Origin of the sequence: Methylobacterium sp. 174MFSha1.1, from assembly GCF_900116815.1 — a bacterium.
Taxonomy (GTDB): Bacteria; Pseudomonadota; Alphaproteobacteria; order Rhizobiales; family Beijerinckiaceae; genus Methylobacterium.
In genome coordinates this window covers 22,526-36,108 of record NZ_FPCB01000056.1, presented here as the reverse complement: position 1 = coordinate 36,108, position 13,583 = coordinate 22,526, and the positions used below count along the sequence as shown (strand labels likewise).

Sequence of the window (13,583 nt, the reverse complement as noted above, 5' to 3'; positions counted from 1 at the left end):
CACACCCTGGCGCGGGGTGGAGCAGCCCGGTAGCTCGTCAGGCTCATAACCTGAAGGTCACAGGTTCAAATCCTGTCCCCGCAACCAACCACATGAACAAGCCCGTCAGCGAAAGCTGGCGGGCTTGTTCGTATCTCAGGCCAGTGGACCAGAGATCTGCCCTTCGGCGCGGCGGAGTCGTTCTGGCTGTGACCCCATCACGGTCGCACCGGGGGATGGGGGAGGGGCCTTCGTCCCGAAAGGCGATTGCCGCCGGTGGCTCTCGGATCCCATCCCTGAGCCGCCGACCCGGTCGGGTGGGCGGCGTATCTGAGCCGCCCCCTTTTTATCGGTCAGACGCTGCGGTCGTTGCGGCGCAGGCTCTCCGGCATCGCGAAGAGCAGGAGCCCGGCCGCGACGAGGCAGAGGCAGCCGATGCCGTAGAGCGCCGGGGTCGTGGAGCCGGTGAGGTCCTTGACCCAGCCGACCATGACCGGGCTGACGATGCCGCCGAACTGGCCGAGCGTGTTGATGAGCGCGATGCCGCCCGCCGCGCCGACGCCGGTGACGAGCTTCGCCGGCAGGGTCCAGAAGGTCGGAATCGACGCGACGATGCCGGAGCCGAGAAGGGCCAAGGCGATCATCAAGGGCACGATCTGCTTGTCGAACAGGCCGGCGAGGAAGAAGCCGATCGCCGCCGCGACCGCCAGGGCGGCGACGAATTTCGGCCGCTCGCCCGAGGCGTCCGACAGGCGTCCGATGACGACCATGCTGATCGCACCGCAGATGTAGGGAATGGCCGTCAGGAAGCCGACCGAGGCCGCGGTCCCGCCGGTCGCGGTCTTGATCAGGTCCGGCCCCCAGAAATTCAGGCCGTAGGAGCCGACCTGGAGCAGGAAGTACACGAAGGCGATGAGCAGGAAGCCCGGCTGCTTGATCGCGCCCCAGAGCGAGTGATCGCCGATGTCGCGGTTGTGGTGGGCGATGCGCGAGGACAGGAGGTCCTTCTCCTGCGCCGAGAGCCAGCGCGCGTCCGAGATGCGGTCTTCGAGGCGGGTGAGCACCAGGGCGCCGAGGATCAGGCAGGGCAGGCCGCCGGCGAGGAAGAGCCACTGCCAGCCGGCCAGCCCCCCGACGCCGTTCAGGCCGCCGAGGATCAGCCCGGCCACCGGCGCGCCGACGATGCCCGCGAAGGCCGAGGCGACGAACATGAACGAGGTGACGCGGCCGCGGAACGAGGCCGGGAACCACAGGGTGAGGTAGTACAGGATGCCCGGGGCGAAGCCGGCCTCCATCGCGCCGATCAGGAAGCGCAGGACGTAGAAGTGCCACTCGGTGCGGATGAAGATCATCAGCGCGGTGGCGATGCCCCACGAGATCATGATCCGGGCGATCCAGCGCCGCGCGCCGACCCGGTAGAGGGCGAGGTTCGACGGCACCTCGAAGATCACGTAGCCGACCACGAACATGCTCGCGCCGAGCCCGTAGGCGACGTTGCTGAAGCCGAGGTCGCTCTGGAGCTGGAACTTGGCGAAGCTGATGTTGATGCGGTCGAAGAATGCGAACAGGTAGCAGATCATGATCAGCGGCATCAGCCGCCAGGCGACCTTGCGGACGACGCTCGCTTCGGTGAGGGAGTCGGTGCCGGCGAGCGGGCCGGCGGTGGCGATGGCCATGGGGTTTCCTCCGGGCATGCAAAGACGTCGCCCGCGATGCGGGCATGGGGGTGCCTTCGCCCGGATTGCCGGGCGTGGCAGGGTTCGGCGGGGGGAGGGGGCGGGGCCGTCTTCTCGAGCGGACGGCGTCCCGCCGGTGTCAGGCCGCCTTGAGCGGCGGGGCCTGATGCAGGTCGAGCGGCCGGCCGGCCTTGGCGACCTGGCCCGGCCCATCGTGGCCGACGAGGCGGGGCAGGTCGCGGGAGAGGGCGATGAGCGCGTCGAGGTCGAGGCCGGTCGCGAGCCCCATCTCCTCGGCCATGCTGACCAGGTCCTCGGTGCAGATGTTGCCGGTGGCGCCGGGGGCGAACGGGCAGCCGCCCAGCCCCCCGAGCGCCGCGTCGAACCGGCGCGCGCCGGCCTCGAAGGCGGCGAGCACGTTGGCGAGACCGCAGCCGCGGGTGTTGTGGAAGTGCAGCGTCAGGCGCTCCGGCCCGACCAGCGGCAGCACCCGGGCGACGAGGCGGGCGACCTGGCGCGGATTGGCCATACCGGTCGTGTCGGCGAGCGTCACGCCGTCGACGCCCAGGCCCAAGTAGCGCTCGACCTGCGCCACCACCTTGTCCTCGGGCTCGATACCCTCGAACGGGCAGCCGAAGGCGGTCGCGGCGGTGGCGTTGACGCTGACCTCGCCCCGCACCGTCGCCATGATGGCGGAGAAGCCCTGGATCGAGGCCTCGGGCGTCATGCCCATATTGGCGCGGTTGTGGGTCTCGCTCACCGAGGCCACGAGGTTGATCTCGTCGGCACCAGCCGCCAGCGCCCGCTCGGCGCCCTTCGGGTTCGGGACGAGGGCGACGTAGGTGGTGCCGGGGCGGCGGGTGATGCCGGAAAAGACCTCGGCCGCGTCGGCGAGCGCCGGCACCGCCTTCGGCGAGACGAAGGACGAGACCTCGATGCGGGTGAAGCCGGCACCTGAGAGCGCGTCGATCAGCCGGATTTTCTCCGCGGTCGGCACGAAGACCGGCTCGATCTGGAAGCCGTCGCGGGTCGCGACCTCCTGGATAATCATCGAATCTTGGACGATGATCTGGCTCACGCGACGGCTCCCTTCTGGCGCAAAGCCGCGATCGCGGCCTCGTCGAAGCCGAGTTCTTCGAGAACCGAGTCGGTATGGGCGCCGAGCGCCGGGCCCTGCCAGCGGACGGTGCCGGGGGTCTCGGAGAGCTTCGGCACGATGCCGGGCATCTTCACCCTCGTGTCGCCGGGCAGGTCCGCCTGCAGGATCATGTCGCGGGCGAGGTAGTGCGGGTCGGTGACGATGTCGGCGACCGAGTAGATCCGGCCGGCCGGGACCTCGGCGCGGTCGAGCACCTCCAGCGCCTCCGTCACGCTCCGGCTCTTCGTCCAGTCGGTGATGACGGCATCCAGCATCGCGGCCTGTTTCGAGCGGCCCTCGTTGTTGCGAAAGGAGGGATCCTCGGCGAGGTCGGGTCGGCCGATCGCCGCCATGAAGCGGCGGAAGATCGGGTCGCTGTTGCCGGCGATGACGACGAAGCCGCCGTCCCTGGTCGGGTAGGTGTTCGAGGGCGTGATCCCCGGCAGCGCCCCGCCGGTGCGGGTGCGGACCTCGCCCAGGAGGTCGTATTCCGGCACCAGGCTCTCCATGACGTTGAACACGCTCTCGACGAGCGAGACGTCGATGACCTGGCCGGCCCCCTGGCCGGTCTTGACCCGCAGGAGCGCCATCAGGGCGCCGATGACGCCGTGGAGCGAGGCGAGCGTGTCGCCGATGCTGACCCCGACGCGGGCCGGCGGGGTGCTCGGGTCGCCGGTGGTGAAGCGGAGGCCGCCCATCGATTCGCCGATGGCGCCGAAGCCGGGCCGGTCGCGGTAGGGTCCGGTCTGGCCGTAGCCGGAGATGCGGACCATCACGAGGTTCGGGTTCAGGCCCGAGAGCACGTCCCAGCCGAGGCCCAGCTTCTCGAGGCCGCCGGGCCGGAAATTCTCGACGACGACGTCGGCGCTCCCGGCCAGCTGCTTGACGACCGCGAGGCCTTCCGGAGACTTCAGGTTGACGGCGATCGACTTCTTGTTGCGCGACTGCAGGTACCACCAGAGCGAGGTGCCCTCGTGCATCTTGCGCCACTTGCGCAGGGGGTCGCCTTCGCCGGGCGGCTCGACCTTGATCACCTCGGCGCCGAATTCCGCCATCATGCGGGTGGCGAAGGGCGCGGCGATGAGCTGGCCGAGTTCCAGAACGCGAATGCCCGCGAGCGGTCCGCTCATGGCGTGTCCTCCATCAGTCTTGGTTGTGTCTGTCTATACTGGAGGAGGCCGGGGCGGATCCAACCGTATCTCGCGAGCATCCGTTCGCGCTAGGAGAACGCAGGCGACGAGGTACGCGGGATCAGGACAGGGCGGCCTGGGATAGGTGCACTTACGACAGATGTGCTTGGGACAGGTGCGCGACGAGGAGCCCGGCGGCGGGCGAGAGCGTGCCGGGCCGCGTCACGATGATCAGTTCGCGCGCGGCCCACGGGTCGACGAGCGGCACCGCCGCGAGCTGCATCGCCCCGCCGATCAGGCCGAAAACCTGCTCGGGCACGACGCCGAGGCCCATATCGGCCTGGACCATGCGGCAGACCGCGTCGAAGCCCGGCACATGCACCCGGAGGCGCAAGGGGCGGCCGGTGCGCTGCGCCTCGGCGCGGACGCTGTCGTAGATCGAGCTCTGGGCGTGCAGGCCGATGAAGTCGTAGCCGAGCGCCTCCGCGAAGGCGATGCTCGCGCGCGAGGCCAGCGGGTGCTCGCGCCGCATCACCAGGACCAGCCGGTCGCGCCGGTAGAGGTGGCTGCGCAGGTCGAGCGCCGCGACGGAGCCGGAGCAGATCCCGATCTCGGCCGCGCCCTCGGCGACGCCGCGGATCACGCCGCCGCTCGGCCGCTCCTCCAGGTCGATCTTGATCGCGCCCTGCCGGGCCAGGAAGGCGCGCAGGTCCTCGGGCAGGAACTGCACGATCGCCGAGAGGTTGGCGAGCATCCGGACGATGCCGCGCACGCCCTTGGCGTGCTCGGCGAGTTCGAGCGCGATCTGCTCGGCGCTCGCCAGCATGCGGCGGGTGTGGTGGAGCAGCGTCTCGCCCGCCGGGGTCGGGCGCATGCCCCGCGGCTCGCGGGTGAGCAGCTGGCAGCCCAAGGCCTGCTCCATCTCGCCCAGGCGCTTGCTCACGGCGGACGGCGCGATCGCCGCAGCCCGCGCCGCGCCGTTGAGCGTGCCCTCCTCGCAGATCGCCGCGAACAGCCGCAGCGTCTTGAGGTCGAGGCGGTTGAGGAGGCCGGAGGCGGGAAGCTCGTCGGGAATGGCCCGTTCTCTCCTCGCAGTCGGTGATACGACGTCCGGAAAATTCCTTCCGGACGTCGTATCACTAGCCGGCGCGGCGCCTGAGTGAAGCCGAAATCCGCATTGCGAGAGCGATCCGGCAGAATCGCCTGAAGCAATCAATCGGATTTCGCATGAAAGGATTGAGCTTGGGGGATTGCGACCCGCGCAAGCTTGCCACGGATCGTACGCGCCTCGGGGACGGCGCGCCATGGCGTCGTCGATCCCGGCCTCTGCGGCAGCTCGGGCCGTCCGGAGAGGGCCGCCCGGACCCAGCCCTCGCCGAATGGATGCGGGCCCGCCTTCTGTCCGAGGGCTCACGCCTCTTCGACCGAGCGAGCCCCGACGATCGACGAATACCCAGTGCTTATGAGGGCAGATTACAAAGATTACTAGCCGTCGGCACCGATAGACCAATTGATGTGGACCGAGAAACCTGTGATCGGCCACCGATCGTCGGGACACGAGTCCGCACGCGATGCCGCACGAGAACCTGGGGGAGAGGCCGATTCACGCCGCCGTGCGGGTTTCACGCACTGGTGGGATTGGTTACCTTCCCTTAAGGTGCCTCGGTAGAACCCGGTCACGATTCGAGCGGTGCGAGGGACGAGGGCGGCCATGCGGTCTGTGCAACCGGCGGAACTCACGGCCTGCGACAAGGAGCCGATCCACATCCTCGGCACGTTGCAGCCGCACGGCTTCCTGCTGGCGCTCGAGGGACCGGACCTGGACGTCGCCCAGGCCAGCGCGAACCTGCCCGACCTCCCCGGCCGCCCGGCGGCGGACGCCCGCGGCAAGCCGCTGGCCGAGGCGATGCCGGAGATCGGGGCGCCCCTCGTCGAGGCGCTGACGACGCAGCTCGACCATGACGGCGCGGCCTATCTCGGCGTCCTGACCCTTGAGACCGGGGCCGGCCCGCGCCTCTACGACCTCGCCGCCCACCGCTCCGGCGACCGCACGGTGCTCGAATTCGAGGAGAATGCCGGCGAGACCGCCGTCTCCGGCACCCTCGACACGCTCTACCCGCGGCTGCGGGCCTTCATCGAGGCCCTGCACGGCGCCTCGACCGTCGAGGAACTGTGCGGGCTGCTCGCCGCCGACATCCGCCTGCTCACCGGGTTCGACCGCGCCCTGGTCTACCGCTTCGACCGTGAGTGGCACGGCACCGTGGTGGCCGAGGACGGCAACGGGGTGCTGCCGTCCTACCTCGACCTGCGCTTCCCGGCCTCCGACATCCCGGCCCAGGCCCGCGAGCTCTACCGCCGCAACCGCCTGCGCATCATCCCGGATGCCGGCTACGAGCCGGTGCCGCTGGTGCCGCCGCTGTCGCCGACCACGGGTGAGCCCCTTGATCTCGGCCAGTCGATCCTGCGCAGCGTCTCGCCGGTCCATGTCGAGTACATGCGCAACATGGGCACCATGGCGTCGATGTCGATCTCGATCCTGGTCGAGGGCGCGCTGTGGGGCCTGATCTCCTGCCACAACAAGACGCCGCGGCGGGTGCCGCTGCAGACCCGCAACGCCTGCGACATCCTCACCCAGACCTTCGCGCTGCAGCTCGCCGCCAAGGAGCGCGGGGCGCTCTCCGAGCAGCGCCTGGCCCTCGGGGCGATCCAGTCGCGGCTGCTCGGCTTCATGGCCGAGGAGGAGACCTTCGTCCAAGGCTTCCTCAACCACCCCGAGGACGTGCTGGCGATGGCCAATGCCGGCGGGGCGGCGATCGTCACCGACCAGCGCTGCCACCTGATGGGCCGCACTCCCTCGGAGCGGCAGGTGCGCGCGGTCTACGAGTGGCTCTCGGCCGAGCATGGCGGCGAGGCCGTGCACGTCACCGACGCGCTCGGCGAGGAATTCCCGCCGGCGCGCACCATCGCCGACACCGCGAGCGGGCTTCTCGCCATCTCGATCTCGGAGAAGTACGCCAGCTACGTCCTGTGGTTCCGGCCCGAGGTGGTGCAGACCGTGCGCTGGGGCGGCGACCCGAAGAAGGTCACCTCCAAGGACCCGGCCGGCGGCCCCGACCGGCTGCACCCGCGCAAGTCCTTCGAGACCTGGAAGGAGACCCTGCAGGGCCGCTCGCTGCCCTGGACCGTGCCGGAGGTCGACACCGCCAAGGACCTGCGCGCCGCGGTGCTCGGCATCGTGCTGCGCCGGGCCGAGGAGCTGGCGGCGCTCACCGAGGAATTGCAGCGCTCGAACAAGGAGCTGGAGGCGTTCTCGTACTCGGTCAGCCACGACCTGCGGGCGCCGTTCCGCCACATCGTCGGCTACGCCGAACTCTTGCGCTCGCGCGAGGGCGAGAAGTTCACCGATCGCGGCCGGCGCTACGTCGACACCATCATCGAGGCGGCGTTCTCCGCCGGCACCCTCGTCGACAACCTGCTGACCTTCTCGCAGATGGGCCGCAACGCCCTCAACCGCATCTCCTGCGACATGAACCAGCTCGTCGAGGACGTGCGCCGGAAGATGATCCGCGACATCCCGCTCGAGCGGGCGATCCGCTGGCAGGTCGGACCGCTGGGCCGGGCCCAGGCCGACCCGGTGATGATGCGGCTGGTGATCGAGAACCTGCTGTCGAACGCGGTCAAGTACACCCGCGGCCGGCCCGAGGCGGTGATCGAGGTGTTCCGCGAGGCCGACCGCGAGGGGGAGGCGGTCTTTTCCGTGCGCGACAATGGCGTCGGCTTCGACATGGCCTATGTCAGTAAGCTGTTCGGCGTGTTCCAGCGCCTGCATCGGGTCGAGGAGTTCGAGGGGACCGGGATCGGGCTCGCGAATGTCCGCAGAATCGTCGAGCGTCATGGGGGGCAGGTCTGGGCCGAGGGCGTCCTCGGCCAAGGCGCGACCTTCCACTTCACGCTCCCCATCCGTTAGAGACGCGCCATGGCCGACCTCAAGCCGATCCTCCTCGTCGAGGACAACCCCAACGACATCGAGCTCACCCTCGCGGCGCTCGAGAAGAGCCAGCTGGCGAACAAGATCGTCATCTGCCGCGACGGCGCCGAGGCACTGGAATTCCTGCGCCGCCAGGGCCCGCACGCCGACCGGCCGGTACAGGATCCCGCCGTAGTGCTGCTCGACCTCAAGCTGCCGAAGGTCGACGGGCTCGAGGTGCTGGCGGCGGTGAAGGGCGACCCAAAGATGCGGGCGATCCCGATCGTGATGCTGACCTCGTCGCGGGAGGAGAGCGACCTCGTGCGCTCCTACCAGCTCGGCGTGAACGCCTTCGTGGTCAAGCCGGTCGGGTTCAAGGAATTCTTCGAGGCGATCCAGGATCTCGGCGTGTTCTGGGCCGTGCTCAACGAGCCGCCGCCCCACCGCACCGATTGGACCTCCGGTGAGTGAGGCACTAGCGCCGGCGGATGGCGGCGCGCCCCTGCGCATCCTGCTGCTCGAGGACAGCGACCTCGACACCGAACTGCTCTGCGCCATCCTGGAGGATGCGCGGCTCGCCATTGCGGTCGACCGGGTGATCACCCGCGACGCGTTCACGACGGCGACCGTCCAGCGCCGCCACGACATCATCCTGGCCGATTACGTGCTCCCCGCCTTCGACGGGATGAGCGCGCTCGCCACCGCCCGGGCGAACTGCCCGGAAGTCCCCTTCGTGTTCGTCTCCGGCACCCTCGGCGAGGACGTGGCCGTCGAGGCGCTGAAGCACGGCGCGACCGATTACGTGACCAAGCAGCGCCTCGACCGGCTGCCGCGGGTCATCCTGCGCGCCCTCTCGGAGGCCCGCGCCCATCTGCGCCGCGACGCCGCCGAGCAGGCCCTGCGCGACCTCAACGAATCCCTCGAGCAGCGCGTCGCGGAGCGGACGCGGGAGCTCGCCGAGACTAACGCGGCCCTCCAGCACCAGATCGCCGAGCGCGAGCGGATCGAGGACGCCCTGCGCCAGGCCCAGCGGCTCGAGGCGGTGGGCCAGCTCACCAGCGGCGTCGCCCACGACTTCAACAACCTGCTCACGGTGATCGCCGGCAACATCGAATTCCTGGAGCGCGCGGTCTCGGACGAGCGCTCGAAGCGCCGGCTCGACATGATGCGCGGGGCGGCCGAGCGCGGCGCCCGGCTCACCGCCCAGCTCCTCGCCTTCTCGCGCCGCCAGAAGCTGGCGCCGGTGCCGGTGCAGCTCAACCAGACCGTCGCGTCGATGCGCGACCTGCTGCAGAGCTCGATGGGCGGCTCGGTCCGGATCGAGATGACCCTGCAGCCCGACCTCTGGCCGGCCCTCGTCGACGCGACCCAGATCGAGCTGATCATCCTCAACCTGGCGATCAACGCCCGCGACGCGATGGCGGTCGGCGGCTGCCTGACGATCGAGACCGCCAACGTGGCGCTCAGCCACGAGCCGACCCGGCCCGAGGAGCCGCCGCCGGGCGATTACGCCATGGTAGCGGTGAGCGACACCGGCACCGGCATCGCCCCCGACGTGCTCGCCCGGGTGTTCGAGCCGTTCTTCACCACCAAGGAGGTCGGCAAGGGATCCGGGCTCGGCCTCGCCCAGGTCTATGGCTTCGCCAAGCAATCGGGCGGCGGCGTGCGGATCGAGACCGCGCCGGGCGAGGGCACCTCGGTCAGGGTCTACCTGCCGCGGGTGGCGGCGGAGGTCGCCCCGCGCGAGGTGCGCCCGGCCGAGATCGACTGCGCCGGCTGGCGTGACCCGGGCGACAGGCGGGTGATCCTGGTCGTCGACGACGACAGCGCGGTCCGCGACATCACCACGACGCGCCTCGGCGAGGCCGGCTACGCGATCCGCGAGGCGAGCTCGGGCCTCGCGGCGATCCAGGCCCTGGAGGCGGACCCCTGCGTCGACCTCGCGGTGCTCGACTTCGCGATGCCGGGCATGAACGGGGCCGAGGTCGCGACGGTGATCCGCAGCCGCTGGCCGCAGATCCAGATCCTGTTCGTCACCGGCTACGCCGACCACACCGCCCTGTCGCGGATCGAGGGCGGCGGCGAGGACCGGGTGGTGCAGAAGCCGTTCCGCGGCGAGGACCTGGAGCGCAGAGTCGCGTCGATCCTCGACCCGCGCCCGCGGCTGACCCTGGTGAGTGGGGGGAGCGAGGCGGCGGTCAGGGCGGTCGGTACGGGGCGGGGGTGAGGCCGTAGTTTGTAGGGCTCCCCCTTTCCCGGACGACTGCAGCGACAGCGGAAGGAGATCCGGGATCCAGCACAAGGACTTGCCGCGAAGCGGCTCTGTATCTTGCAACGTTGCAGACGACCGGACGCTTCGCGACTTCTTGCGCTGGATCCCGGATCTCCTTCCACTTCGTTCCAGTCGTCCGGGAAAGGGAGCAGTGGAAAACCGACCGTTTGACCGGTAAGGCTCTGCCAAGTCGGATCTCGGCCATACGCTCCTGTCGTGGACTGTGACCTGAACCATCCGCGTCGTTCCGGGTTCCGCTGCGCGGCCCCGGAATGACGCCGAGGAAGTCGAAACCGTCGAGCGAACGGAAAGGCTTTGAGGGAGGCTGCCCCATGTCGGACACCATCACGCTCGACGCCCTTCGACGGTCCTTCGACAATCCCGAGAGCATTACGGTGCTGCCGCCGGTCCACCCGGGCGAGATCCTGCGCGAGGAGTTCATGGCGCCGCTCGGCCTCTCCGCAGGGGTGATCGCCAAGGCCCTCAACCTGCCGCGCTCGCGCATCGAGCGCATCGTGAAGGAGGAAATCGGCATCAGCGCCGACACCGCCCTGCGCCTGGGCCGCTACTTCCGCACCTCGCACCTGTTCTGGCTCAACCTCCAGATCCGATTCGAGAGCGAGACGCTGCTGGCGGAGATCGGAGACGAGCTGGACGGGATCAGTCCCGTACCGGACGCGGCGTGACGCTCCCGCGGCGCAAAAGACGAGGCAGGCCGCGTCAGCAGCGCCGCAGACGCCTCGGATCCGGCGTGCTAGGTTCGCCCCGATAAGGACCGGGCCGCACGCTCGGCCGGTCCACGGGAGGATGAACGCCGCATGGTAGGACCCATATGGCAGGCCCCATGGTGACACCCATGACCGGGGCCGAACCGCTCCGGATCCGCGTCCCCGCGCAGGCGGGACCGGACGCCGTCCGCCGTCGCATCCCCCCGATCACGCGAGCCCGCGCGCCCCGATCCGCGTCCCGATCCCCTCGGGCCGGCCTCCGCGCCGCGCGCCCGCTCGCGTCTCCCGTTCCGCATCGCATCGCGAGGTTCCCATGACAGTGACCAAGTTCGGTCTCGGCCAGCCTTTGCGCCGGGTCGAGGATCGTCGGCTGATCACCGGCGAGGGCCATTACGGCGACGACCACACCCCCGAGGGCTGCCTGCACGCGGCCCTGCTGCGCAGCCCGCACGCCCACGCGAAGTTCACCATCACCGATCTCGAGGCCGCCCGGGCGATGCCCGGCGTGCACCTCGTGCTCACCGCCGAGGACGTGGCCGGCCTCGGCGACATCAAGTGCCAGGCGCCGCTGCCGAACGGCGACGGCAGCCAGAACCACGTCGCCAACATCCCGCTGCTCGCCAAGGGCGTCGTCAAGCATATCGGCGACGCCGTCGCCTTCGTGGTCGCCGAGACGGGGGCCCAGGCCCGCGACGCCGTCGAGGCGATCGGCATCGACTACGAGGTGCTGCCGGCCGTCGTCGGCATCCGCGGCGCCATCGCCGGCGGCGCCGCGGCCGTGTGGGACGAGCAGCCCGACAACGTCTCGTTCGATTCGACCATGGGCGACAAGGCGCCGGTCGACGCCGCCTTCGCCAAGGCCGCCAAGGTGGTGAAGGTCGAGGTCGAGAACCAGCGCCTCGTCACGAACTACATGGAGACCCGCAGCGTCGTCGCCGAGTACGATGCGGGGACGAAGCGCTTCACCCTCACCATCCCGAGCCAGGGCGTGCACGGCCTGCGTAAGACCCTCACGGGCGTGCTCGGGGTCGGGAAGGACCAGATCCGCGTCGTCACCGGCGACGTCGGCGGCGGCTTCGGCACCAAGACCTTCACCTACCGCGAATATCCGCTGGCGGCGGAGGCCGCGCGCCGGCTGAACCGGCCGGTGAAGTGGGTGTCGGAGCGCGGCGAGCACTTCGTCGCCTGCACGCAGGGGCGCGACAACCTCTCGGTGGGCGAGGTCGCGCTCGATTCTGAGGGCACCTTCCTCGCCATGCGCTTCGACGTGATCGGCGATCTCGGCGCCTACCTGTCGCAGTACGGGCCCTACATCCCGTATCTCGGCGCCACGATGCTGACCGGCGTGTACAAGACCCCGGCGGTGTTCGTCCGGGTGCGCGGCGTCTACACCAACACCGTGCCGGTCGACGCCTATCGCGGCGCCGGGCGGCCGGAGGCGGCCTACCTGATCGAGCGCCTGGTCGACCGGGCGGCGCGGGAGACCGGGATGTCGCCGGCCGAGATCCGCCGGCGCAACTTCATCCCGCCGAGCGCGATGCCCTACACCACGCCGATCGGCGACCGCACCTACGACACCGGCGATTTCGCCGCCCATATGGGCCGCGCCATCGAGGCGGCCGACTGGGAGGGCTTTCCGGCCCGCGCCGAGGAATCCCGCCGCAACGGCCTGGTCCGCGGCATCGGGCTCGCCACCTACATCGAGTGCACCGCCTGGGGCGAGGGCGAGGACGTCAAGATCACCCTCGACAAGGACGGCGGCGCCACCGTCTATGTCGGCACCCAGTCGAACGGGCAGGGCCACGCCACCGCCTACGCCCAGTTCGCCGCCGAGCATCTCGACCTGCCGCTGGAGCGGATCCGGGTGGTGCAGGGCGACACCGACAAGGTCGCGACGGGGGCCGGCACCGGCGGCTCGCGCTCGATTCCCGTCGGGGGCATCTCGGTCGGGGCAGCGTCGCAGAACCTCGCCGGCAAGCTCAAGGAGCTCGCCTCCGAGGAGCTGGAGGCGGGCGTCGGCGACCTCGAGATCGCGGAGGGCGCGGTGCGCGTCGCCGGCACCGACAAGTCGATCGACTTCGCGGCGCTGGCGAGCCTGCCGAAGGCCAGCGAGGCGATGCTGACCGGCCAGGGCGACTTCGTGCCGCCGAGCGCCACCTACCCCAACGGCACCCACGTCGCCGAGGTCGAGATCGACCCCGAGACCGGGATCACCGAGGTGGTGCGCTACTCGATCTGCGACGATTTCGGCATCGTGGTGAACCCGCTGCTGCTGGCCGGCCAGGTCCATGGCGGCGTGGTGCAGGGCATCGGCCAGGCCTTGCACGAGCGCACGGTCTACGACGACGACGGCCAGCTCCTGACCGCCAGCTTCATGGACTACGCCATGCCGCGGGCCGGCGACGTGCCGTTCTTCCACTTCGAGACGAAGAACGTGCCCTCGACCACCAATCCGATGGGCATCAAGGGCGCGGGCGAGGCGGGCAGCATCGGCTCCTGCCCGGCGGTGATGAACGCGGTGGTCGACGCCCTCGACCGCAGCGTGGGCCTGCGCGACATCGACATGCCGGCGACCCCGGCCCGGATGTTCGCGGCGCTCGAGCCCCTGCGCAAGGCCGCCGCCGCCTGACGGCGACGGCCCTCGCGTCCTGACACGCGGCGCCCGGCCTCCCGGCCGGGCGCCGTTTTTCGCA

Annotated in this window: 9 protein-coding genes and 1 tRNA gene; 6 read left to right on the top strand and 4 right to left on the bottom strand. The window is 70.2% G+C overall.

The genetic code is table 11. The annotated features are described in order from the left end of the window. Positions 1 to 10: 10 nt before the first annotated feature. Positions 11 to 87: transfer RNA gene (locus tag BM430_RS31260), tRNA-Met, on the top strand. A 245-nt stretch (positions 88 to 332) separates the two neighbouring features. Here the strand turns inward: BM430_RS31260 and BM430_RS31255 are convergent. The 4 genes from BM430_RS31255 to BM430_RS31240 all read right to left on the bottom strand — a co-directional run bounded on the left by BM430_RS31255 (position 333) and on the right by BM430_RS31240 (position 4,944). After that, on the bottom strand, positions 333 to 1,655 hold the full coding sequence (locus tag BM430_RS31255) for an MFS transporter (protein WP_093571109.1): 1,323 nt from the start codon (positions 1,653 to 1,655) through the stop codon (positions 333 to 335). A 139-nt stretch (positions 1,656 to 1,794) separates the two neighbouring features. Beyond that, positions 1,795 to 2,721 (bottom strand): hydroxymethylglutaryl-CoA lyase, encoded by a 927-nt coding sequence (locus BM430_RS31250; protein WP_093571112.1) that lies wholly within the window; start codon positions 2,719 to 2,721, stop codon positions 1,795 to 1,797. An 8-nt stretch (positions 2,722 to 2,729) separates the two neighbouring features. Then, complete coding sequence (locus BM430_RS31245; RefSeq protein ID WP_093571108.1) at positions 2,730 to 3,923, bottom strand: CaiB/BaiF CoA transferase family protein; 1,194 nt, start codon at positions 3,921 to 3,923, stop codon at positions 2,730 to 2,732. A 151-nt stretch (positions 3,924 to 4,074) separates the two neighbouring features. Then, a complete protein-coding gene (locus tag BM430_RS31240; RefSeq protein WP_280142298.1) occupies positions 4,075 to 4,944 on the bottom strand; it encodes a LysR family transcriptional regulator in 870 nt (289 codons plus the stop codon). 690 nt (positions 4,945 to 5,634) lie between these two features. On the opposite strand from BM430_RS31240, the gene BM430_RS31235 reads away from it, so the two are divergent. The 5 genes from BM430_RS31235 (at position 5,635) to BM430_RS31215 (ending at position 13,519) form a co-directional block, all read left to right on the top strand. Beyond that, positions 5,635 to 7,890, top strand: a complete 2,256-nt coding sequence (locus BM430_RS31235) for an ATP-binding protein (RefSeq protein WP_093571107.1) — start codon at positions 5,635 to 5,637, stop codon at positions 7,888 to 7,890. A gap of 9 nt (positions 7,891 to 7,899) precedes the next feature. Then, positions 7,900 to 8,361 carry a response regulator gene (locus tag BM430_RS31230; RefSeq protein WP_093571106.1) on the top strand — a complete coding sequence of 154 codons (462 nt, stop codon included), beginning with the start codon at positions 7,900 to 7,902 and terminating at the stop codon, positions 8,359 to 8,361. Next, positions 8,354 to 10,117, top strand: coding sequence for a response regulator (locus BM430_RS31225; protein WP_093571105.1), 1,764 nt, complete (start codon positions 8,354 to 8,356; stop codon positions 10,115 to 10,117). The genes BM430_RS31230 and BM430_RS31225 overlap by 8 nt, the downstream gene beginning before the upstream one ends. 377 nt (positions 10,118 to 10,494) lie before the next feature. Next, complete coding sequence (locus tag BM430_RS31220; protein ID WP_093571104.1) at positions 10,495 to 10,848, top strand: HigA family addiction module antitoxin; 354 nt, start codon at positions 10,495 to 10,497, stop codon at positions 10,846 to 10,848. A gap of 355 nt (positions 10,849 to 11,203) precedes the next feature. Next, on the top strand, positions 11,204 to 13,519 hold the full coding sequence (locus BM430_RS31215; RefSeq protein WP_093571103.1) for a xanthine dehydrogenase family protein molybdopterin-binding subunit: 2,316 nt from the start codon (positions 11,204 to 11,206) through the stop codon (positions 13,517 to 13,519). Positions 13,520 to 13,583 lie beyond the last annotated feature (64 nt).

Coding starts and splice junctions, on each gene's coding strand:
- BM430_RS31220 (WP_093571104.1), top strand. CDS start 10,495: ATGTCGGACACCATCACGCTCGACGCCCTTCGACGGTCCTTCGACAAT.
- BM430_RS31230 (WP_093571106.1), top strand. CDS start 7,900: ATGGCCGACCTCAAGCCGATCCTCCTCGTCGAGGACAACCCCAACGAC.
- BM430_RS31245 (WP_093571108.1), bottom strand. CDS start 3,923: ATGAGCGGACCGCTCGCGGGCATTCGCGTTCTGGAACTCGGCCAGCTC.
- BM430_RS31255 (WP_093571109.1), bottom strand. CDS start 1,655: ATGGCCATCGCCACCGCCGGCCCGCTCGCCGGCACCGACTCCCTCACC.
- BM430_RS31215 (WP_093571103.1), top strand. CDS start 11,204: ATGACAGTGACCAAGTTCGGTCTCGGCCAGCCTTTGCGCCGGGTCGAG.
- BM430_RS31235 (WP_093571107.1), top strand. CDS start 5,635: ATGCGGTCTGTGCAACCGGCGGAACTCACGGCCTGCGACAAGGAGCCG.